We start from the raw sequence: 19,850 nt of genomic DNA, 5'->3' as shown, positions 1-19,850 counted from the left end.
ATCCATGACATCCACCGGCACCTCACCGAACCCGTACCAGGCCGCCCCGGCCCGCACGCTCAGCGTCACGAGCTTCGCGCTCGGCCTCGCGTCCATCGTCTTCAGCTGGACCTTCCTCGCCCCGATCGCCGGCCTCGTGCTCGGCGTGCTCGCGCTCAGCCGCGAGCCGCAGGGCCGCACCTTCGCGATCTGGGGGATCGTGCTCAACGCCGTCCTGCTCGCAGGCATCCTGATCGGGCTGCTGATCGCGGTGCTCGGCGTGGGCTTCGGGCTGGCGTTCCTGCCGTGGCACTACGTGGGCGCCCACCTCTGACCGGTGCCCCTCGCGCGGCCTGCGAGAATGGAGGGATGGAACCGTCCCCCCTCGTCAGGCCGCACAGCTTCGTCATCCGCGGCAGGAAGACCGAAGCCCAGCGTCGGGCGATCGACGAGTTCTGGCCGGTCTTCGGCGTCGACTTCGACGGCTCGCCGCTCGACCTCGATGCGATCTTCGGGCGCTCGGCGCCGCGGGTGGTCGAGATCGGCTTCGGCAACGGCGAGAACCTCCTCGCCCTGGCCGCACGGCATCCCGAGAACGACTTCCTCGGCGTGGAGGTGCACGGCGCCGGTGTCGGGCGCGTGCTCGCCGCCGCGCACGAGCAGGGGCTGACGAACGTCCGGGTCATCCGGCACGACGCGGTGGAGGTGTTCGAGCGGGGGCTCGGCGCCGCGAGCGTCGACGAGGTGCTCATCTTCTTCCCCGACCCGTGGCCGAAGGCCCGCCACCACCGGCGCCGCCTGGTGCAGCCCGACGTCGTCCGGATCATCGTGGCGGCGCTGAAGCCCAGCGGCGTGCTCCGGCTCGCGACGGACTGGGAGCCGTACGCCGAGCACATGATCGAGGTGCTGGACGCCGAGCCCGCTCTGGTGAACGTCGCCGGCGCCGGCGGGTTCATCCCGCGGCCCGACGACCGGCCGGTGACCAAGTTCGAGCGCCGCGGCGAGCGGCTCGGACACGCGATCTACGACCTGGAGTACCGGCCGCGCGTGTGATCGCCGCGCGTGTGATGATGGGCGCATGACTTCGGAGTCAACGCTCACGTCCGGCAGTGTCGCCGGCGACAGCATCCCGCACACCGTCGCGACCCTGCGTGCCACGTTCGACAGCGGCCGCACCAAGCCGCTCTCCTGGCGGCTCGCCCAGCTCGCCGCCCTTCGCCGGATGCTCACCGAGCGCGCGGCCGAGTTCGAGGACGCCCTGCTGGAGGACCTCGCCAAGAACCCGACCGAGTCGCAGATCGCCGAGGTCGGTTTCGTCGTCGGCGAGATCGACCACATGCGCCGCAACCTCCGGCGCTGGCTGCGGCCCCGACGCGTCTCCGTGCCCGGCGCCCTGATGCCCGCGAAGGCCAGGGTCGTACTGGAGCCGGTCGGCGTCGTGCTCGTGATCGCTCCCTGGAACTACCCGGTGCAGCTGCTGCTGGCGCCGGTCGTCGGCGCGCTGGCCGCGGGGAACGCCGTCGTGCTGAAGCCGAGCGAGCTCGCGCCGGCCACCTCCGCGGCGATGGCACGGCTCGTCCCGCAGTACCTGGACAGGTCGGCCGTGGTCGTGGTGGAGGGCGGTGTGGCGGAGACCACGGAGCTGCTCGCCCAGCGCTGGGACCACATCTTCTTCACCGGCAACGGCCGCGTCGGCCGCATCGTCGCCGCCGCGGCGGCCGAGCACCTGACCCCGGTGACCCTGGAGCTCGGCGGCAAGTCCCCGGTGTACGTGGACGACTCCGTCGACCTGGCGGCGACGGCGCGCCGACTCGCGTGGGGCAAGTTCATGAACGCGGGTCAGACCTGCGTCGCGCCCGACTACATCCTGGCCACGAAGGCCGTCTCCGAGCGGCTCGCCGTCGAGCTCGCGAACGCCGTGCGCTCGCTCTACGGCGACGACCCGGCGCAGAGCCCCGACTACGGGAGGATCATCGACGACCGCCACTTCGAACGGCTCACCGGGCTGCTCGGCTCGGGGACGGCCGCGGTCGGCGGCGCGTCGGACGCGGCCTCCCGCTACCTCGCCCCGACCGTGCTCGTGAACGTGCCGCGTGACTCCGCCGTCATGGGTGAGGAGGTCTTCGGCCCTGTGCTCCCGATCGTCGCCGTCGACGGGCTGGACGACGCCATCGCGTTCATCCGCTCCGGCGACAAGCCGCTGGCCCTCTACGTCTTCAGCGAGCGCCGCGACGTGCGGCGGCGCATCCTCACCGAGACCAGCTCCGGGGCGGTCGGCTTCGGCGTTCCCGCGGCACACCTCGCGGTCGGCGGCCTGCCGTTCGGCGGAGTGGGGGAGAGCGGCTCCGGCGCGTACCACGGCCGCCGGTCGCTGGAGACCTTCAGCCACGAGAAGGCCGTGCTGACGAAGGCGCTCGCGCCCGACACCCTGCAGCTGATCTACCCGCCGTACACCGAGGGCAAGGACCGGTTCGCGCGCGGATTGCTGCGCAAACTCGGCTGAGCGGAGACCGGCTCGACAGGCTGTCGAACGGTGTCCGGGATACCGGACGATGTGTCCATCACCCGTGCAGTCACCAGGGGTAGGCTCGGCTGTGCCGGGCGCCACGAACGGCCGGCACCCCCCACAAACGCCAACGCACAACGAGAGGCAATGGAGCCAAGCGTGGATTCCACAGCAACGATGGACGAACCGAAGACTCACCCGATCCCCGTCATCGACAGCACCGTCGTCGACGCGTCCGAGAACGTGTCCGACGTCCCGACCCCCAGCGCCGAGGGCCGGCCCACCCGCATCGAGACCGACTCGCTCGGCAGCCGGGAGATCCCGGCCGACGCCTACTGGGGCGTCCACACCTCACGCGCCCTCGAGAACTTCCCGATCGCCAAGCGGCCCATCTCCGTCTACCCGGACCTGATCGTCGCCCTCGCCGCCGTCAAGCAGGCCGCGGCGCGCGCCAACGTCGAGATCGGCGTGCTGGAGAAGCACAAGGCCGACCTCATCGACCGGGCCTGCCAGCTCATCATCGACGGCAAGTACCACGACCAGTTCGTGGTCGGTGTCATGCAGGGTGGTGCGGGCACCTCCACGAACATGAACGCGAACGAGGTCATCGCCAACATCGCGCTGGAGCTCGACGGCCGCCCCAAGGGCGACTACGCGTTCATGTCCCCGATCGACGACGTGAACCGCAGTCAGAGCACCAACGACACGTACCCGACCGCGATCAAGATCGGCCTGACCTTCTCGCTCGGTCACCTGCTCGACGAGCTCGCGCTGCTGCGCGACGCCTTCGCCGCCAAGGGCCGGGAGTTCCGCCACATCCTCAAGGTCGGCCGCACCCAGCTGCAGGACGCCGTTCCGATGACGCTCGGCCAGGAGTTCCACGGCTTCGCCACCACCCTCACCGAGGACCACGCCCGGCTCACCGAGACCAAGTGGCTGCTCGCCGAGATCAACCTGGGCGCGACCGCGATCGGCACCGGCATCACCGCCGACCCCGGCTACGCGGCCTCGGCGGTCAAGCACCTCAACCTGATCACCGGCCTCAACCTGGAGACCGCCCCCGACCTGATCGAGTCGACCAGCGACGCCGGCGCCTTCATGTCGTTCTCCGGCTCGCTCAAGCGCAGTGCCATCAAGTTGTCGAAGATCTGCAACGACCTGCGGCTGCTGTCGTCCGGCCCGCAGGCGGGCCTCGGCGAGATCAACCTCCCGCCGCGCCAGGCCGGGTCGTCGATCATGCCGGGCAAGGTCAACCCCGTCATCCCGGAGGTCGTCAACCAGGTCGCGTTCTCCGTGGCCGGCGCCGACGTCACCGTGACGATGGCGGCGGAGGGCGGCCAGCTCCAGCTCAACGCGTTCGAGCCGGTGATCGCCCACTCGCTGCTGCAGAGCATCACCTGGATGGCGCAGGCCTTCCACACGCTGCGCGTCAACTGCGTCGACGGCATCACCGCCAACGAGGAGCGCCTCGGTGCGATGGTCGGCTCGTCGGTCGGCGTCATCACCGCGCTCACCCCGCACATCGGCTACGCCGCCGCGGCCGCGCTCGCGAAGTCCGCGCTGCTGACCGGCCACAACGTCGCCGACCTGGTCGTGGAGGCCAAGCTGATGAGCCGCGAGGAGGTCATGCGGCTGCTGTCCCCGGCCCGCCTGAGCGGCCTCGAGGCGATCACCACCTCCATCCCGATCGTCGAGGCCGAGGCCATCGAGGCCGCCGAAAAGTCCCGCGAGTAACGCTCCCGCCTTCTGTCGAAGGGCACGTAGACGCCCCTAAAACGCCGTTTTAGGGGCGTTTACGTGCCCCTCGGCGTCAGTGGGCGGAGCGGAAGAGGGCGATCATGTCGCGGCCGAGCTGGTTGGGGGCCGTCTCACACGGGCTGTGCCCGGTGCGGTAGACGGCGAGCCGCGCGCCCAGCGCCTCCGCGTTCGCGGCGTGCAGGTGGGTCGGCCACAGGTCGTGGTCGCCGGTCGCGACCAGCACGGGGAGGCCGATCGCGGCGATGCGCTCGCGCACGTCGGGCACCCGCTTCATCAGCCCGACGATGTCATCCACGCTCGACCTCCGGGTGAGAGCGAACCGGGAGTGGACGAACGCCAGGCGGGTCGGGCCGACCTTGTTCTTGTTGGTGACGATGCCCCAGATCATCAGCCCGGCGCCCTGGCGGCCGCCCAGGAACCAGCTCAGCCAGCCGATGACGCGGACGCTCCGGAAGGCCTGGCCCGGCTCCGGCGGCGAGGTCAGCAGCGTCAGCGTGCGGAACAGCTCCGGATGCCGCACGAGCGCGAGCTCGGCGAGGATGCCGGCGAACGAGTAACCGAGGACGTGCGCGGGGCCGCCGTCGCGCAGGAACGCCACGAAGTCGGCCACCAGCAGGTCGTAGGTGTAGTGGCCTCCCGCCGGCGGGCCCGCCGATGCCGACTCGTACTGGCCGGCCAGGTCGAAGCTCTGCACGTAGTAGCCGGCCGCCGCCAGGATCGGCGCGAGGAGGTAGAAGTCCTCCTTCGAGCCGGTGGCGCCGGGCACCAGCACGACGCGCGGGTCGGCGGGGTCGCCGAGCGCGACCACGGCGAGCTCGCCGCTGGGCGCGCGGAAGGTCGAGAACGTCGCGCCGACGGGAGCGATCGACCAGTCGATATCCGGCAGGACCGCGTCGAGGCGGGCCGCCTCGTCGTCTCCGCCCGAGACTCCTGGCCGCCGCTCGCCGATCGACATGCACTCACGCTAGCCGACAGCGCCGACTAATGCGTGCAATGCATGTATTGGCGGGACGCCAGCTTGGTTGACGGCTGGAGCCCGGCCTCAGTTGACCCGGCAGTACGTCGTCAGGTACCCGATCCCGCCGATCGAGACCGTGACCGTCGAGCGGTCGCGCAGGAACACCGGGGGAGTGCGCGAGTAGCCGGCGCCGCCCGGGCTGCCGGTGGAGATGAGCGTGCCGGGCTGGATCGTGGCCGACCGCGACAGGAACTCGATGATCTCGGCCACCGAGCGCACCATGTCGGCCGTGGAGGCGTCCTGCAGGATGGCGCCGTCCACGTTCGTCGTGAGCCAGAGGTCCTGCGGGTCGGCGACCTCGTCGGCCGTGACGACCACCGGGCCGTTGGGGGTGAAGCCGTCGAACGACTTGCACCGCGACCACTGCGCCTCGGAGAACTGGAGGTCGCGCGCGGTGATGTCGTTGACCACGGTGTAGCCCCACACGTAGTCGAGGGCGTCGCGCACCGAGACGTTGCGCGCGGGCTTGCCGATGATGACGCCGAGCTCGGCCTCGTAGTCGACCTGGGTCGTGAGGTCCTCCGGCCAGCTGGTGGTGCCGCCGTGGCCGGCGAGCGAGTTCGGCCAGAGCGAGAAGACGGTCGCCGCCTTCTCGCTGCGCAGCTTCAGCTCGGAGGCGTGCGCGGCGTAGTTGGCGCCGATCGCGATCACCTGCGGCGGGCGCAGCACGGCGGAGGCGTGCCGCAGCTCGTGCACGGGGACGAGCGGGGCGCCGGCGGCGACGGCATCGTCCACGAGGGCGCGCACCTCCGTCAGGCTCGCGTCGCCGCGCTCGATGAGGTCTTGGAGGTCGCGGGGCGCGTCGGCGAGGAGCTCGTCGAGGAAGAGGGCGCCGTCTCCGATGACGGCCGCCAGGCGCGGGTGCGAGTCCGGGGTGGTGCTGAGGTGCGAGAATCTCACACTGTCCAACCTATCGGTCGGGAGCCCGCGGACACGAACCGGGACGGCCGTGGGGAACGCCCACAACGCGCAGAACCCGGGCGCCCGCCCTGCCTCAGGCGATCGCGCCCGGAGCCTCCTCGGTGTGCTCCGCCTCCCACCGTCGCCGCGCCGCCCGGCGCCGCCACGGCGTCTCCTCCGGCAGGTGCATGCGCAGCGTGCCGAACGCCCAACGGATGCGCCGTCCGAAGCCGCGCCAGGTCGAGAACGGCCGCGACGAGATGCCGACCAGCAGCCGCTCGTCGTAGCGCACGACCACGCCGGGGTCGAGGTGGATGGCGAGGTCCAGGTCGTCGTGCACCTCGCGCAGGTCGCGGTGCACGCGCCCGCGGACCTCCTGCCAGACCTCCCGGCGCATGGCGAAGTTGGAGCCGAAGATCGGCGGGTGCCCGAGCCAGATCTCCATCGACCAGAAGTAGCCGCCGATGTAGAGGAGCTGACCGAGGCCTGCGACGAACGTGCTGCCGTCGTAGAAGACGCCGGGACCGGTCAGCACGCCGATCGCCGGATCGTCCACGAACTCGGCCTCGATGTGCAGCAGCCAGTCGACGGGAGGCCGCGAGTCGGCGTCCAGACGCGCGACGATGTCCGTCGTGGCGGCATCGTAGCCGGTGGCGGCCGCGGGGAAGATGCCGCGCACCGGCTGCTCGAGCACGCGCGCCCCTCCGGCACGGGCGACGGCCGCGGTGTCGTCGGAGCTGCCGTTGTCCACCACGATGATCTCGTCGGCCGGGCGGAGCTGCGCGGCGAGGTCGGTGAGGCAGCGGGCGAGCATCCCGGCGTCGTCGAGCGCGGGGATCACGACGGTGATCGAGGGCACGAGAGCGCTCCCTCCTCGACCGAGATGCAGGTATCCATCACGGGCCGTCACGGTGGCCCTGTGGGGGCGATCCTACGCTTCCCGGGTGCCCGCGGGGCTGCGGCGGGTCGGCCGCGTCGCGCGCTGCGCCTCCCTCTGCTCCCTCGCCTCCCGCTGCGCCTCGTGCGCGCTCTCCCACAGGTGCATCCCGGCGTAGCTGCGCCACGGCGACCAGAGCGCCCCACGGGCGGCGAGCTCGCGCGGCTCCGCCGGGAGCCCGAGTCGCGCCGCCCCCTGCCGCAGCGCCAGGTCGCCGGTCAGCAGGACGTCCGGGCTGCCGAGTACGCGCAGGGCGACGTAGCCGGCGGTCCAGGGGCCGATGCCGGGGAGCGCCACCAGCCGGGCCTCCAGCTCGGACCGGGACTCGCCGACGTCGATCGCGAGCGAGCCGTCCGCCAGCGCCGCGGCGGCGCCGACGATCGCGTCGATGCGCTTGCCCGGACCGCGCAGCACCTCCCTGCCGTGCTCGGCGATCGCCTGCGCGGTCGGGAACAGCCGCGTGAAGCCGCCGATCGCCACGGGCTCCCCGAGCGCGGCGGTGAGGCGGGCGAGTGCGGTGCGCGCGGCCGGCACCGACACCTGCTGCCCGATCAGGGCGCGGAACAGGATCTCCTCCGGGTCGACCGCTCCTGGGACCCGCATCCCCGGCGCCGCGGCCACGGCCGGCGCGAGCACCGGGTCGGCCGCGAGTGCGGTGTCGATCGCCTCCGCGTCGGCGTCCAGGTCGAGGAGGCGCCGGACCCGCGCCACCAGCGGGGCGAGGTCGGCCATGTCGGCGAGGCTCGCCTCGCACTCGATCGCCGGGGAGTCGGCGTCGCCCGCCAGGGTGAGGCGGATGGCGGCCGGGCCGTGCGGCAGGCGGAGGGCGCGGCTGTAGGAGGGCGCGATGCCGGACTCGCCCGCCCCCGCCACCGCGGCCTCCATGCCCTCGATCGCCCGCGCCCCCAGGAACGCCAGCACCCGGCCGCCGTCGAAGGGAGCCCGCGCCGGCAGCCGCAGCGCCAGCGACGCGCCGGCCGTCGCGCCGGCCACCATCGGCCCGTGCACGATCCCCGGCCGGCGTCGCGCGGACTCCCGGATCGCGCCAGGCGTCACATGGTAGATCTCCGCCATCGTCTCGTTGAACTGCCGCACGCTGGAGAAGCCCGCGGCGAACGCCACATCGGTGACGGGCATGTCCGTGCCCGCCAGCAGCAGCCGCGCGGTCTGCGCCCGGTGTGCCCGGGCGAGGGCGAGCGGCCCGGCGCCCAGCTCGGCGGTGAGCACCCGGCCGAGGTGGCGCGGCGTGTAGCCGAGGCGGTGGGCGAGCCCCGGCACGCCCTCTCGCTCGACGGTGCCGTCGGCGATGAGGCGCATGGCGCGCGCGGCGAGGTCGTCGCGGACGTTCCACTCGGGCGAGCCGGGCACGGCGTCGGGGAGGCAGCGCTTGCACGCCCGCAGGCCGGCCTCGTGCGCGGCGGCGGCGGTCAGATAGAAGGTCACGTTGTCGGCCTTCGGCGTCACGGCGGGGCAGCTCGGCCGGCAGTAGATGCCGGTGGAGTGGACGCCGGTGATGAACTGGCCGTCGAAGCGCGCGTCCCTGGCGCTCATCGCGCGGTAGCGCTGCGCGAAGACGGGGTCGGCGAGCCGGTCGCCCGCGGTGTCCCGGACGCCCGGCTTCGTCGTGGTGCTCCTCATGTCTCCCAGCCTGACACGGGCCACCGACATCCGATAGCGGAAATCGGACATGGGTATGACCGGCGATAGCATGACGGTCATGGATGTCATCGACTGGCTCACGGCGGCGCTCGGCGAGGACGCGGACGACGTGCTGTCGGTCGACCCCGCCCACCTGGACGCCGCGCGCGGCGACCACTCCGGCTGGGTGGCGGACGGGCTCCCGCTCGCCGTCGTGAACGCCCGCACGGTGGAGCACGTCCAGGCGACGATGCGCGCGGCCTCCGAGTTCCGGGTGCCGGTCGTGCCCCGCGGCGCCGGCACGGGCCTGGCAGGAGGCGCGAACGCGACCGCCGGCTCCCTCGTGCTGAGCGTGGCGCGGATGGATCGCATCCTCGAGATCTCCACGGAGGATCAGCTCGCGGTCGTCGAGCCGGGCGTCGTCAACGGCGACCTCAACGCCGCGCTGGAGCCGTTCGGGCTGTTCTTCGCGCCCGACCCGGCGAGCAAGGCGATCTCGACCGTGGGCGGGAACATCGCCACCAACGCCGGCGGGCTGCGGTGCGCCAAGTACGGCGTGACGCGGGAGGCCGTGCTGGGCCTGGACGTCGTGCTCGCCGACGGGCGCTTCGTGCGCACCGGCCACCGCACCGTCAAGGGCGTCACCGGCTACGACCTCACCTCGCTGCTGGTGGGCTCGGAGGGCACGCTCGGCGTGATCGTCGGCGCGACGGTCCGCGTCCTCCCGATACCGCAGGGCGAGCCGACGACGCTCGGCGCGCTGTTCGCGGACGTGCGCGCGGCCTCCGACGCCGCCGCGCGGGTGACCGCCGCGCACCTGCGCCCGGCGATCATGGAGCTGCTCGACGGCCCGTCGCTGGAGGCCATCTCCGCCCACCTCGGCGAACAGGCCATCCGGGAGGCCCTAGGCGCGACCGGGGGAGCGGCGTACCTCCTCGTGCAGTTCGACGGCCCGGCCGCCGCCGCGGACGCCGCGCTGGCGAGCACCCTGATCGCGGAGACCGGCGGCACGGTGCGCGTCGCCGCCGACGCCGAGGAGGGCGAGCGGCTGCTCGCGATCCGCCGGGCGTTCCATCCGGCGCTCGCCGCCGGCGGGACAGTGCTGATCGAGGACGTCGCGGTGCCGCGCTCCCGGATGCCGGAGATGTTCGACGCGATCGAGCGGATCGGCGAGCGCTACGGCATCGCCATCCCGACCGTCGCGCACGCGGGCGACGGCAACCTGCACCCGAACTTCATCACCGAGGGCGAGGTCGGCCCGGAGGTCTGGGACGCCGCGGGCGACCTGTTCCGCACCGCGGTCGCGCTCGGCGGCACGCTCACCGGCGAGCACGGCGTCGGAGTGCTGAAGCGCCGCTGGCTGGCGGAGGAGCTCGGACCGGACTCCTACGAGCTGCAGGTGAAGATCAAGTCGGTCTTCGACCCGCTCGGCATCCTCAACCCGGGGAAGGTCTTCGGTTAAGAGGCGTTAAAAGACTCGACGCCCGGTGGTGCGGCAATGCCTGCAACGCTCCCGGGTCGTCGAGTTATGCGTCTAGCTTCCCCCAGGCTCGCCCGGATTGCAAGACTTTTGACGTGGACGGCCTGCACCGGTTGGATGGGTGCATGGCAGAGAACACCAATGAGAAGCCCGAAGTCGACGCCCCCGAGGGCCCGGCCCCCACGACCCTCGAGATCGTGGACATCGTCGAGGGCTCCGGCCCGGAGGCGACCCCCGGCTCCAAGGTCGACGTGCACTACCTCGGCGTCGAGTACGAGTCGGGCGAGGAGTTCGACTCCTCGTGGAGCCGCGGGCAGTCCATCAACTTCCCGCTCAACAACCTGATCAAGGGCTGGCAGGACGGCATCCCCGGCATGAAGGTCGGCGGCCGTCGCAAGCTCACCGTCCCGCCGGCGCTCGCCTACGGCCCGGCCGGCGGCGGTCACCCGCTCTCGGGCAAGACGCTGATCTTCGTGATCGACCTGCTCGGCGTGAGCTGACCCACCTCCACCGACGTAGCGAAGGGCACGCGGACGCCTCCTGGCGACCGCGTGCCCTTCGTGCACCCAGCCTCTGCTCAGAGCGCGGGCGGCTGCTGGTGCGTGGTGACGGCGATGCGGTTCCACAGGTTGATCGTGCCGATCGCGAGGATCAGGTTCGCCAGGTCCACCTCGCCGAACTCGGCGACTGAGCGCGCGTAGAGCTCCTCGCTCACGCCGCCCGCCGGGAGCAGGGTGACGGCCTCGGTCAGCTCCAGCGCGGTGCGCTCGCGCAGGCTGAACCAGGGGGACTCGCGCCAGGCGGAGACGGCGAACACCTTGCGGGTCGGGTAGCCGCCGTTCTGGAGGTCGACGGAGTGCAGGTCGACGCAGTAGCTGCAGCCGTTGAGCTGGGAGGCGCGCAGCTTGATCAGGTCGCCGAGCGGCGCCTCCACGGCCTGGCCGACGTAGCGGTCGAGGTCGAGCACGGCGCGGAAGCCGTCGGGGACGATGGCGGAGAGCTGCAGGCGGTCGACCGGGGTGGGGTGGTGCGCCGTGGCGGCGATTTCGATGATCGAGGTGTCTGTCATGGCACCACCGTAGGAGCAACACCGCCTGACGCGCAGCTACCGCGCGTCAGGCGGCACTGCTCAGATCGCCGACCAGCCGCCGTCGGAGGCCAGGACGACACCGGAGATGTTCGCGGAATCGTCGCTCAGCAGCCAGGTGATGGCGGCCGCGAGCTGCTCGGGGTGGGCCACCGGCGGCACGTTGGTCTGCATGATCGGGCCGAGGCGCTCGCCGGCGAGCTGCGACTTGAAGGTGCCGTCCACATTCGTGATGACGCCGCCCGGCGCGACCGCGTTGGTGCGAACACCGTTGGGCGCGTAGAAGACGCTCGTGCTCTTGGTGAGGCCGACGACCGCGTGCTTGGAGGCCGTGTAGGCCGCGCCCGCCGCCGAGCCGCGCAGGCCCGCCTCGGAGGACACGTTCACGATCGAGCCGCTGCCCGCCGCCACCATGATCGGGAGGACCGCGCGGGTGAGCCGCATGATCGCGGTGACGTTGACGAGGAACACGCGGTCCCAGGTCGCGTCGTCGACCTCGGCCGCCGGGAGGAAGCCGTCCATGATGCCGGCGATGTTGGCGAGGGCGTCGACTTTGCCGCCCGCGGCCTCCAGGACCGCGGCGATGTTGTCCTCGCTGGAGACGTCGCCCGCGACGGTGACGATGTCCAGCTCCGGGTTCTCCGCGACCAGGGCCGCCAGACGGTCGGCGGAGATGTCGCTGCCGACCACGCGCGCGCCCTCGGACGCGAGGCGGAGGGCGGTCGCCTTGCCGATGCCGGAGCCCGCCCCGGTCACGATGGCGGTCTTTCCGGCGAAGCGGCCGGTTCCGTTGCTGCTCATACTGCTGTACTCCTTGAGTCGATGACATCGTCGGCGCTCGAGTTCGGGCGTCGATGCATTTATAACACCGAGTGCCATAATGGAGACTATGAATTCGCCCGAAGTCGAATCCGTCCCGCGGAAACGGGGCCGGCCCGCCGACGTCGACCCCGACCGGGTCGCCCTGCTGGCCCTCCGGCACTTCGCGGAGCACGGCTACGAGACGACCACGATGGACGACATCGCGGCGCTCGCCGGCATCGCGCGGCGGACGCTGTTCCGCTACTTCCCGTCGAAGCCCGACCTGGTCTGGGGCGGCCTGGAGCCGGTGGTGGACCGGATGCACGAGGTCCTGGACGCGGCGCAGGCGGACGAGCGCCCGCGCGACGTGATCGCCCGCGCCATCACCGAGTCGCTCGACCTCGGCCCGGAGGGCGTGGAGGCCACCCGGTTCCGCCTCCGGCTGATGGCCTCCGACCCGGCGCTGATCGGGTTCGGGCTGACCCGGCTCGGCGCGAACCGCGACATCCTCGCGGAGTTCATCGCGCGCCGACTCGGCGTTCCTTCGGAGGCGCTGCGTGCGCAGGTGCTCGCCGACGCGATCAGCTCGGCGAACTTCTCCGCGCTGCTCTGGTGGGCGGTGCGCGGGGAAGGCGACGACCCGGCGGCGGTCGCGGTGGAGGCGCTCGACGAGGTGCTGCGGGGGCTGCCCGGCTGACCGGGCGCGCGAGTAGCCTGTGCGGCATGCCGATCGTCACCGAGTACCCGTCCGGCACGCCCGTCTGGGCCGACCTCCAGACCGCCGACCCGGCTGCCGCAGCCGCGTTCTACCGCTCGCTGTTCGGGTGGGACGTCCCCGACGCCGACCCCGCCCACGGCGGCTACGCGGTCGCGTCGCTCAGCAGCACGCCAGTCGCCGCGATCGGCCCGTTCCCGCCGGGGATGCAGCGCCCGGTCTGGACGGTGTACTTCGCCGTAGCGGACCTCGACGCGTCCGCGGCGGCGGCGACGGCGACCGGGGGAGCGGTCCTCCTCCCGCCGGGCGACCTCATGCCCGGACTGCGGATGGCCATCGTCGCCGACCCCGCCGGCGCCGTGCACGGCCTCTGGCAGCGCGACCAGGACTCCCCGTGGCTGCGCGACGAGCCGGGCGCCGTCGACTGGCTGGAGCTCGCGGCGCCCGACTACGAGAGCACATTCCCCTTCTACGAGGACGTGCTCGGCGTCGCGGTCAGCGAGATGCGGGTGAACGACGAGCCGTACGGCCTCCTCGACGTCGGCCCGGCGAACGTCGCGGGCGCGACGACCGCGGCTCCCGGGGTGCAGGCGCACTGGCTCGTCTACTTCGGCGTCGCCGACCTGGACGCCGCCGTGCAGCGGCTGACGGGGCTCGGCGGGAGCATCCTCGAGGCCCCGGTGGCCGCCGCGGGCGTCGGCCGCTGGGCGATCGTGACCGACGCCCAGGGCGCCGGTTTCGGGCTGCTCGAACCGGAGGCGCGCTGAGGCCGCGAGGGCCCGCTCGCGCGGACTCCGTGCGCATCCCGGTCTGCTAAACTCTTCAGGTTGCCGTCTGAACGGCCGCGGAGAAAGAGAGCCCAGGCATTCGGCCCCGGGCACCGCGCAACGAGAGAAAGGGGATCCCCTCTATGGCACTGGATGCAGAGACCAAGAAGGCGATCATCGACGAGTACGCGACCCACCCCGGTGACACCGGATCCCCCGAGGTTCAGGTCGCCATCCTGACCAAGCGGATCAAGGACCTCACCGAGCACCTCAAGGAGCACAAGCACGACCACCACTCGCGTCGTGGCCTGCTCCTCCTGGTCGGTCAGCGTCGCCGCCTGCTCGGCTACCTGTCGGACATCGACATCAGCCGCTACCGCGCCCTCATCGAGCGCCTCGGGCTGCGTCGATAAGGCAAAGTCGATAACGCGGGTCGTCGATCGACAACGCGATCTTCTTGCGAACGGGCCGTCACCTCCGGGTGGCGGCCCGTTCCGCGTTCCCGCCCCGCGCGACATTCGTGCCGAATGTCGCGTTTCGCGGTCGCAAACGCGACATTCGGCACGAATGTGGCGCGGATTCAGGCGCGGTGCGTCGTCAATGCACGGTCGATGAGCGTGGTGGCGATCAGCCCCGCCGCCGCCAGCGCGACCACGATCACCACGCCCACCAGCCCGATCCACGGCGACGCCAGCGGCGCGAGCAGCACCAGCAGGATCGCGATCCCCGTCTTCAGCGGGCGGATGACGACCTCCGGCACCAGCGGGGCGTGCAGCACGTAGAGCATCAGTAGGAACACCGCCACCGGGATCGCGATGGCGTACTCCACTGCCGCGTCCGACACCTCCGCGTGCGCCGCGCCGCGCTGCACCGCGACCTCCAGCCCCGCTCCGAGGGCGGCGAGCGATGCGAACACGAAGTAGTGGCCGTAGCCCCAGAAGAACGACCGCTCGCGCTTCGAACGCAGGCCCTCCGCCGCAGGCTCCAGGAAGTACAGCCACCACAGCGCGAACAGCAGCACCAGTCCCGCCGCCGCGATGACGACCAGGGCGGGGGAGACGCCGTGCGCCGCCAGGCCGGCCTGCACCCCGATCGCGGAGGCCGACACCGACTCGCCGAGCACGATGATCGTGAACAGCCCGTACCGCTCCGCGATGTGGTGCGGATGCCAGGAGGTCATCCCCGGCCGCTCAGCCCACACCGGCACCAGCAGCTCCAGCAGGGCGGCGAGCAGGAACGTCCACAGCTTCAGCTCGACGGGCAGGAACCCCCAGGCGATCCAGAGCACCTGCACAGCGGCGATCCCGACCGCGTACCGGATGGCGGTCGCCCGCCCGTCCGGATGCTCGATCGCCGCGCGGACCCACTGGCCCACCATCGCCAGCCGCATGATGACGTAGCCGATGATGATGGCGGTGAATTCCGTGAGACCGAAGGCCGCGGGCACACCGGCCGCCAGCACCAGCACGCCACCCATCTGGAGCATCGTCATCAGCCGGTACGGAACGTCGTCGGTGTCGTACGCGGACGCGAACCAGGTGAAGTTCACCCAGGCCCACCAGATGGCGAAGAACACCATCAGATACGGGCCGAGGCTTGCCAGCGCGTGGCCCTGCACGCTCGCGTGGGCGAGCTGCGCCGAAACCTGGGCGACCGCGACGACGAAGGTCAGGTCGAAGAGCAGCTCGAGCGGACTGGAGACGCGATGCTCCTCATCCGTCGAGCGCCCGGACATCGGGATGCGGAAGGCGGTGCTCATGTGCGCAAGCATAGGAGGATGCTCCGCCGCGTCCTCCTCGCCGTCACCGCCGCCTACCTGCTCGTGGTGGCGTGGATCACGCTGAACCCGGCGCCGGCCGATCCGCACCGCAACCCGCTGCTGGAGGGACTGCTCGCGACCTTCGCATCCACGCCGCTGCTCCGGTGGGTCGACTACGACGTGGTGGAGTTCACGGCGAACGTGCTGCTGTTCGTGCCGATGGGCCTCCTGTTCGCGGTGCTGCTGGGCCGCTGGCGGTGGTGGCTGGCATTCGCGATCGGCGCCGCGGCGACGCTGACGATCGAGTTCGTCCAGCTCTTCCTGCCGGCGCGGGTGAGCGATCCGCGCGACCTGCTCGCCAACACGCTCGGCACGCTGGTCGGCATCGGGATCGCCGCGGTGGTGACGACGGCGCGTGAGCGACGCGAGCGGATGCGCGGCGCCGTTGCGGACGCGGCGTAGCGCGGGCGGCTGAGTACCGTGGACCCCGTGCGCACGATCGTGAAGGAACGCCCCGACGCGCCCGACTCGTTCTTCGAGGCCGAGGCCGCCGGCCTGCGCTGGCTCGCCGAGGCCGAGCGCGACGGTGGGGCCCGCGTCGTGCGGGTGGTCGGGACGTCGCCCGGGCGCATCGAGCTGGAGGAGGTGACGGGGACGCGGCCCGACCCCTCCGCAGCGCGCGCGTTCGGCGCAGCGCTCGCTGTGACGCACGATGCCGGCGCCGCCGCCTTCGGCGCCCCGCCGGGCGGCCGGGACGGCCCGCTGTTCATCGGCGGCCGCCCGCTCCCGGTAGCGCACGAGACCCGCTGGGGACGCTTCTACGCGCGCGATCGCGTCCGCCCGTATCTCGATCCGGCTGTGGCATCCGGCAACCTGACCGCGCAGCAACGGGAGATCGTGGAGGCCGCCCTCGCCCGCGTTGAGGCCGGCGACTTCGACGACGATGAGCCGCCTGCACGCCTGCACGGCGACCTCTGGACCGGCAACGTGCTCTGGTCGCCGGAGGGCGCGGTCCTCATCGACCCCGCAGCACACGGCGGCCACCGAGAGACCGACCTGGCCATGCTCGCGCTGTTCGGCGCACCGCACCTGGCCGACATCCTCGCCGGCTACGAGGCCGCCCGGCCGCTGCGGGCGGGCTGGCGGGAGCGCGTCCCGCTGCACCAGCTCCACCCCCTCGCCGTGCACGCGGCCGGGCACGGGCTGTCCTACGGCGCCGCCCTGGCCGAGGCCGCGCGGGCGACGCTGGCGCTCTGATCCCGGAATTCGGGGCTTCCGAGCACCACGACTGATAGGATTCTGGTGGTCGGCCGAATGCCGATCACTGGAGCAGGCTGGCAGGAGCTGGTCCTCGGTGGTGGTATCCGGATGCGTCGCCGCGACGTAACCGTGTATTTCTACTGATGGCCAGACGGGCTCAGCCCACGCACCCGCATGGGATGCCGCGTACACGAGAAGACGTGTCGAACTGCCTGCTCGCTCCATTGTGGAGTCGCGCCCAGACGGGGCTGCGACGTTAAACAAAGGAGAAAGACCTCTTGGAAGGTCCCGAAATCAAGTTCGCCGAAGCAGTCCTCGACAATGGACGCTTCGGCACCCGCACCGTCCGGTTCGAGACCGGACGCCTCGCCCAGCAGGCGCAGGGCGCCGTCGCCGCCTACCTCGACGAGGAGACCATGCTGCTGAGCGCGACGAGCGCCAGCAAGCACCCGAAGGACAACTTCGACTTCTTCCCGCTGACCGTCGACGTCGAGGAGCGCTCGTACGCCGCCGGCAAGATCCCCGGCTCGTTCTTCCGCCGTGAGGGCCGCCCCTCCACCGAGGCGATCCTCGTCTGCCGCCTGATCGACCGCCCGCTGCGCCCGTCGTTCGTCGACGGCCTCCGCAACGAGGTCCAGATCGTCATCACCGTCCTCAGCATCGCTCCGGACGAGTTCTACGACGCCCTGGCGATCAACGCCGCCAGCGCCTCCACCCAGATCTCCGGTCTGCCGTTCTCCGGCCCGATCGCCGGTGTGCGCCTCGCGCTCATCCCCGGCAACGGCCAGCACGAAGACCAGTGGATCGCCTTCCCGAAGGCCTCGCAGCTCGAGGAGGCCGTCTTCGACCTCGTCGTCGCCGGTCGTGTCCTCACCAACGAGGACGGCACCGAGGGCGACGTCGCGATCATGATGGTCGAGGCGGAGGCCACCGAGGGCAGCTGGAACCTCATCCAGGCCGGCGCCGTCAAGCCGAACGAGGAGGTCGTCGCCCAGGGTCTGGAGGCCGCCAAGCCGTTCATCCGCCAGCTCGTGGGCGCGCAGACGGTTCTCGCCTCGCAGTCCGCGAAGGCGATCGCCGACTACCCGGTGTTCCTGCCCTACGCGCAGGAGACCTACGACAACGTCGCGGCCCTCGCCTACGACGAGCTGGTGAACGTCTACCAGATCGCCGACAAGGTCGAGCGCCAGAACGCCGACGACGCACTCAAGGAGCGCGTCAAGGTCGCCCTCACCGAGAAGGTGGAGGCCGGCGCGCTCGACGCGGAGGTGCTCACGCAGTTCTCCGCGGCGTACAAGTCGGTGTCCAAGGTGGTCATGCGCGGCCGTGTGCTGCGCGAGGGCATCCGCATCGACGGCCGTGGCCTGACGGACATCCGTCCGCTCGACGCCGAAGTGCAGGTCATCCCGCGCGTCCACGGCTCGGCCATCTTCCAGCGCGGCGAGACCCAGATCCTGGGCGTCACCACGCTGAACATGCTCAAGATGGAGCAGCAGATCGACTCGCTGTCGCCCGTCACCAAGAAGCGGTACCTGCACCACTACAACTTCCCGCCCTACTCGACCGGTGAGACCGGCCGCGTCGGGTCGCCGAAGCGTCGCGAGATCGGGCACGGCTTCCTCGCCGAGCGCGCGCTCGTGCCGGTGCTGCCGACCCGCGAGGAGTTCCCGTACGCGATCCGTCAGGTGTCCGAGGCGCTGAGCTCCAACGGCTCGACCTCGATGGGCTCGGTCTGCGCGTCCACCCTGTCGCTGCTGAACGCCGGTGTGCCGCTGCGCGCCCCGGTCGCCGGCATCGCCATGGGCCTGATCTCCGACGTCGTCGACGGTGAGGCCCGCTACGCGGCGCTCACCGACATCCTGGGCGCGGAGGACGCGCTCGGCGACATGGACTTCAAGGTCGCCGGCACCAGCGAGTTCGTCACCGCGATCCAGCTCGACACCAAGCTCGACGGCATCCCGTCGTCGGTGCTGGCGGGCGCGCTCAAGCAGGCCAAGGATGCTCGTACGACCATCCTCAGCGTGCTGAACGCCGCGATCGACGCCCCGGACGAGATGGCCCCGACCGCGCCGCGCGTGATCTCGGTCCAGATCCCGGTCGACAAGATCGGCGAGCTGATCGGCCCGAAGGGCAAGACGATCAACGCGATCCAGGACGAGACCGGCGCCGACATCTCCATCGAGGAGGACGGCACCGTCTACATCGGCGCCACCGACGGCCCGTCGGCCGAGGCGGCCCGCGCCCAGGTCAACGCGATCGCGAACCCGACGAACCCGGAGGTCGGCGAGCAGTTCCTCGGAACCGTCGTCAAGATCGCCGCGTTCGGTGCGTTCATCTCGCTGCTTCCGGGCAAGGACGGCCTGCTGCACATCTCCGAGGTGCGCAAGCTCGCCGGCGGCAAGCGCGTCGAGAACGTCGAGGACGTCCTCGGCGTCGGCCAGAAGATCCTGGTGGAGATCACCAAGATCGACGACCGTGGCAAGCTGTCGCTCGCCCCGGTGCTCGCCGACGAGGCGGCCGCCGAGGCCCCCGCCGAGGGCGCTCCCGCTCCCGTCGAGAGCTGAGCTCCCGCTCGTAACGAAGGCCGCGCCGACTCCGTCGGCGCGGCCTTCGCCGTCCCCCCGCCCCCCGAGCAATCTCTTCCGGACTTATGTACGCGACACGCCGGTGCTGGGCGTACACAACTCCGGAAGAGATGGCTGGGGGCTAGGCGCCTCGGGTGAGGAGGGGGCGCAGGCGGTAGGGGATGAGCTCGCCCATGTCTAGGGAGGTCTCGGCGCGCTCGACGCCGTCGGTGGACTGGATGGCGCCGGTGATGCGGAAGAGGTCCTCCGCGTCGGTGCACACCACGCGCAGCAATAGGTCGGACGGCCCGGAGAGGCCGTGAGCCTGCACGATCTCCGGGATGCCGGTCAGGTGCTCCACGATCGCGGCGAGCTTCTGCTGCTGCACATGCACCGTGACGAAGGCCGCCAGCGGATACCCCGCGGCGGTCGGCGAGATGCGCCGCTCGAACGACAGGAAGGCCCCGTTCCGCTCCAGTTCGGCCACCCGGGCCTGCACCGTGTTGCGGCTCAGGCCGAGCCGGTCGGCGAGGGAGACGTTTGTCGATCGCGGGTCGTCGGCGAGGGCGACGAGGATGCGTCTGTCAGTGCTGTCGAACGTGCGCATAGTGTGAAAGCTAGCATCCCGACGCGACGTACGACAGTGCACTCTGCACGGTCGACACGCCGCTGGTTGTGCGC

General features: G+C 71.5%; 20 protein-coding genes. 12 read left to right on the top strand and 8 right to left on the bottom strand.

What is annotated here, in order from left to right; all coding sequences use genetic code 11:
- Window positions 1–4: 4 nt before the first annotated feature.
- From ACFRFH_RS16030 to ACFRFH_RS16015, 4 genes are all read left to right on the top strand, one after another.
- The gene (locus ACFRFH_RS16030; RefSeq protein WP_382463990.1) at window positions 5–313 is read left to right on the top strand and encodes a hypothetical protein; all 309 of its coding nucleotides are present in this window, start codon (window positions 5–7) and stop codon (window positions 311–313) included.
- Window positions 314–348: 35 nt separating this feature from the next.
- Window positions 349–1,032 carry a tRNA (guanosine(46)-N7)-methyltransferase TrmB gene (gene trmB, locus ACFRFH_RS16025; protein ID WP_382463989.1) on the top strand — a complete coding sequence of 228 codons (684 nt, stop codon included), beginning with the start codon at window positions 349–351 and terminating at the stop codon, window positions 1,030–1,032.
- A 25-nt stretch (window positions 1,033–1,057) separates the two neighbouring features.
- The gene (locus tag ACFRFH_RS16020) at window positions 1,058–2,482 is read left to right on the top strand and encodes an aldehyde dehydrogenase family protein (protein WP_382463988.1); all 1,425 of its coding nucleotides are present in this window, start codon (window positions 1,058–1,060) and stop codon (window positions 2,480–2,482) included.
- 180 nt (window positions 2,483–2,662) lie between these two features.
- Window positions 2,663–4,219, top strand: a complete 1,557-nt coding sequence (locus tag ACFRFH_RS16015) for an aspartate ammonia-lyase (RefSeq protein ID WP_382464174.1) — start codon at window positions 2,663–2,665, stop codon at window positions 4,217–4,219.
- 76 nt (window positions 4,220–4,295) lie between these two features.
- Here ACFRFH_RS16015 and ACFRFH_RS16010 read toward each other — a convergent pair whose 3' ends face one another.
- The 4 genes from ACFRFH_RS16010 to ACFRFH_RS15995 all read right to left on the bottom strand — a co-directional run bounded on the left by ACFRFH_RS16010 (window position 4,296) and on the right by ACFRFH_RS15995 (window position 8,736).
- Window positions 4,296–5,198, bottom strand: a complete 903-nt coding sequence (locus ACFRFH_RS16010; protein WP_382463987.1) for an alpha/beta fold hydrolase — start codon at window positions 5,196–5,198, stop codon at window positions 4,296–4,298.
- An 87-nt stretch (window positions 5,199–5,285) separates the two neighbouring features.
- Window positions 5,286–6,161 carry a fumarylacetoacetate hydrolase family protein gene (locus ACFRFH_RS16005; RefSeq protein ID WP_382463986.1) on the bottom strand — a complete coding sequence of 292 codons (876 nt, stop codon included), beginning with the start codon at window positions 6,159–6,161 and terminating at the stop codon, window positions 5,286–5,288.
- 94 nt (window positions 6,162–6,255) lie between these two features.
- Window positions 6,256–7,020, bottom strand: coding sequence for a glycosyltransferase (locus ACFRFH_RS16000; RefSeq protein WP_382463985.1), 765 nt, complete (start codon window positions 7,018–7,020; stop codon window positions 6,256–6,258).
- 72 nt (window positions 7,021–7,092) lie between these two features.
- A complete protein-coding gene (locus tag ACFRFH_RS15995) occupies window positions 7,093–8,736 on the bottom strand; it encodes an AlkA N-terminal domain-containing protein (protein WP_382463984.1) in 1,644 nt (547 codons plus the stop codon).
- 79 nt (window positions 8,737–8,815) lie between these two features.
- Between ACFRFH_RS15995 and ACFRFH_RS15990 the strand changes: the two genes are divergently transcribed.
- Window positions 8,816–10,198 (top strand): FAD-binding oxidoreductase, encoded by a 1,383-nt coding sequence (locus ACFRFH_RS15990; RefSeq protein ID WP_382463983.1) that lies wholly within the window; start codon window positions 8,816–8,818, stop codon window positions 10,196–10,198.
- A 143-nt stretch (window positions 10,199–10,341) separates the two neighbouring features.
- Window positions 10,342–10,716, top strand: a complete 375-nt coding sequence (locus tag ACFRFH_RS15985; protein WP_055919382.1) for an FKBP-type peptidyl-prolyl cis-trans isomerase — start codon at window positions 10,342–10,344, stop codon at window positions 10,714–10,716.
- 77 nt (window positions 10,717–10,793) lie between these two features.
- Here ACFRFH_RS15985 and ACFRFH_RS15980 read toward each other — a convergent pair whose 3' ends face one another.
- Together ACFRFH_RS15980 and ACFRFH_RS15975 are read right to left on the bottom strand one after the other, a co-directional pair.
- The gene (locus tag ACFRFH_RS15980; RefSeq protein WP_382463982.1) at window positions 10,794–11,285 is read right to left on the bottom strand and encodes a carboxymuconolactone decarboxylase family protein; all 492 of its coding nucleotides are present in this window, start codon (window positions 11,283–11,285) and stop codon (window positions 10,794–10,796) included.
- 60 nt (window positions 11,286–11,345) lie between these two features.
- Window positions 11,346–12,104 (bottom strand): SDR family NAD(P)-dependent oxidoreductase, encoded by a 759-nt coding sequence (locus tag ACFRFH_RS15975; RefSeq protein WP_382463981.1) that lies wholly within the window; start codon window positions 12,102–12,104, stop codon window positions 11,346–11,348.
- Between the two features lie 88 nt (window positions 12,105–12,192).
- Between ACFRFH_RS15975 and ACFRFH_RS15970 the strand changes: the two genes are divergently transcribed.
- From ACFRFH_RS15970 to rpsO, 3 genes are all read left to right on the top strand, one after another.
- Window positions 12,193–12,801: a TetR family transcriptional regulator gene (locus ACFRFH_RS15970; protein ID WP_382463980.1), complete on the top strand. Its 609-nt coding sequence runs from the start codon at window positions 12,193–12,195 to the stop codon at window positions 12,799–12,801.
- Between the two features lie 26 nt (window positions 12,802–12,827).
- Window positions 12,828–13,586 (top strand): VOC family protein, encoded by a 759-nt coding sequence (locus ACFRFH_RS15965; RefSeq protein ID WP_382463979.1) that lies wholly within the window; start codon window positions 12,828–12,830, stop codon window positions 13,584–13,586.
- Between the two features lie 143 nt (window positions 13,587–13,729).
- Window positions 13,730–13,999, top strand: a complete 270-nt coding sequence (rpsO, locus tag ACFRFH_RS15960) for a 30S ribosomal protein S15 (RefSeq protein WP_382463978.1) — start codon at window positions 13,730–13,732, stop codon at window positions 13,997–13,999.
- Between the two features lie 167 nt (window positions 14,000–14,166).
- Here rpsO and ACFRFH_RS15955 read toward each other — a convergent pair whose 3' ends face one another.
- Window positions 14,167–15,345: a low temperature requirement protein A gene (locus tag ACFRFH_RS15955; RefSeq protein WP_382463977.1), complete on the bottom strand. Its 1,179-nt coding sequence runs from the start codon at window positions 15,343–15,345 to the stop codon at window positions 14,167–14,169.
- Between the two features lie 18 nt (window positions 15,346–15,363).
- Here ACFRFH_RS15955 and ACFRFH_RS15950 point away from each other — a divergent pair, with 18 nt between their 5' ends.
- The 3 genes from ACFRFH_RS15950 to ACFRFH_RS15940 all read left to right on the top strand — a co-directional run bounded on the left by ACFRFH_RS15950 (window position 15,364) and on the right by ACFRFH_RS15940 (window position 19,169).
- Entirely contained in the window at window positions 15,364–15,807 is a 444-nt protein-coding gene (locus ACFRFH_RS15950; protein ID WP_382463976.1) for a VanZ family protein, read from the top strand.
- Window positions 15,808–15,843: 36 nt separating this feature from the next.
- The gene (locus tag ACFRFH_RS15945; RefSeq protein ID WP_382464173.1) at window positions 15,844–16,602 is read left to right on the top strand and encodes a fructosamine kinase family protein; all 759 of its coding nucleotides are present in this window, start codon (window positions 15,844–15,846) and stop codon (window positions 16,600–16,602) included.
- A 281-nt stretch (window positions 16,603–16,883) separates the two neighbouring features.
- On the top strand, window positions 16,884–19,169 hold the full coding sequence (locus tag ACFRFH_RS15940) for a polyribonucleotide nucleotidyltransferase (RefSeq protein WP_382463975.1): 2,286 nt from the start codon (window positions 16,884–16,886) through the stop codon (window positions 19,167–19,169).
- A 142-nt stretch (window positions 19,170–19,311) separates the two neighbouring features.
- Here the strand turns inward: ACFRFH_RS15940 and ACFRFH_RS15935 are convergent, their stop codons facing one another.
- The gene (locus tag ACFRFH_RS15935; RefSeq protein WP_382463974.1) at window positions 19,312–19,776 is read right to left on the bottom strand and encodes an Lrp/AsnC family transcriptional regulator; all 465 of its coding nucleotides are present in this window, start codon (window positions 19,774–19,776) and stop codon (window positions 19,312–19,314) included.
- Window positions 19,777–19,850: the final 74 nt, after the last annotated feature.

Origin of the sequence: Leifsonia sp. NPDC056824, assembly GCF_042789575.1 — a bacterium.
Taxonomy (GTDB): Bacteria; Actinomycetota; Actinomycetes; order Actinomycetales; family Microbacteriaceae; genus Leifsonia.
The sequence above is the reverse complement of the archived record's forward strand: the minus strand, read 5'-3'. Positions and strand labels throughout refer to the sequence as shown.

Excerpts from the sequence above, each read along its gene's own strand:
- ACFRFH_RS15970 (WP_382463980.1), top strand. The coding sequence starts at position 12,193 with ATGAATTCGCCCGAAGTCGAATCCGTCCCGCGGAAACGGGGCCGGCCC.
- ACFRFH_RS15995 (WP_382463984.1), bottom strand. The coding sequence starts at position 8,736 with ATGAGGAGCACCACGACGAAGCCGGGCGTCCGGGACACCGCGGGCGAC.
- ACFRFH_RS16010 (WP_382463987.1), bottom strand. The coding sequence starts at position 5,198 with ATGTCGATCGGCGAGCGGCGGCCAGGAGTCTCGGGCGGAGACGACGAG.
- ACFRFH_RS15955 (WP_382463977.1), bottom strand. The coding sequence starts at position 15,345 with ATGAGCACCGCCTTCCGCATCCCGATGTCCGGGCGCTCGACGGATGAG.
- ACFRFH_RS16030 (WP_382463990.1), top strand. The coding sequence starts at position 5 with ATGACATCCACCGGCACCTCACCGAACCCGTACCAGGCCGCCCCGGCC.
- ACFRFH_RS15935 (WP_382463974.1), bottom strand. The coding sequence starts at position 19,776 with ATGCGCACGTTCGACAGCACTGACAGACGCATCCTCGTCGCCCTCGCC.
- ACFRFH_RS15975 (WP_382463981.1), bottom strand. The coding sequence starts at position 12,104 with ATGAGCAGCAACGGAACCGGCCGCTTCGCCGGAAAGACCGCCATCGTG.
- ACFRFH_RS15990 (WP_382463983.1), top strand. The coding sequence starts at position 8,816 with ATGGATGTCATCGACTGGCTCACGGCGGCGCTCGGCGAGGACGCGGAC.
- ACFRFH_RS15965 (WP_382463979.1), top strand. The coding sequence starts at position 12,828 with ATGCCGATCGTCACCGAGTACCCGTCCGGCACGCCCGTCTGGGCCGAC.
- ACFRFH_RS15950 (WP_382463976.1), top strand. The coding sequence starts at position 15,364 with ATGCTCCGCCGCGTCCTCCTCGCCGTCACCGCCGCCTACCTGCTCGTG.
- ACFRFH_RS16020 (WP_382463988.1), top strand. The coding sequence starts at position 1,058 with ATGACTTCGGAGTCAACGCTCACGTCCGGCAGTGTCGCCGGCGACAGC.
- rpsO (WP_382463978.1), top strand. The coding sequence starts at position 13,730 with ATGGCACTGGATGCAGAGACCAAGAAGGCGATCATCGACGAGTACGCG.
- ACFRFH_RS15980 (WP_382463982.1), bottom strand. The coding sequence starts at position 11,285 with ATGACAGACACCTCGATCATCGAAATCGCCGCCACGGCGCACCACCCC.
- ACFRFH_RS16015 (WP_382464174.1), top strand. The coding sequence starts at position 2,663 with ATGGACGAACCGAAGACTCACCCGATCCCCGTCATCGACAGCACCGTC.
- trmB (WP_382463989.1), top strand. The coding sequence starts at position 349 with ATGGAACCGTCCCCCCTCGTCAGGCCGCACAGCTTCGTCATCCGCGGC.
- ACFRFH_RS15985 (WP_055919382.1), top strand. The coding sequence starts at position 10,342 with ATGGCAGAGAACACCAATGAGAAGCCCGAAGTCGACGCCCCCGAGGGC.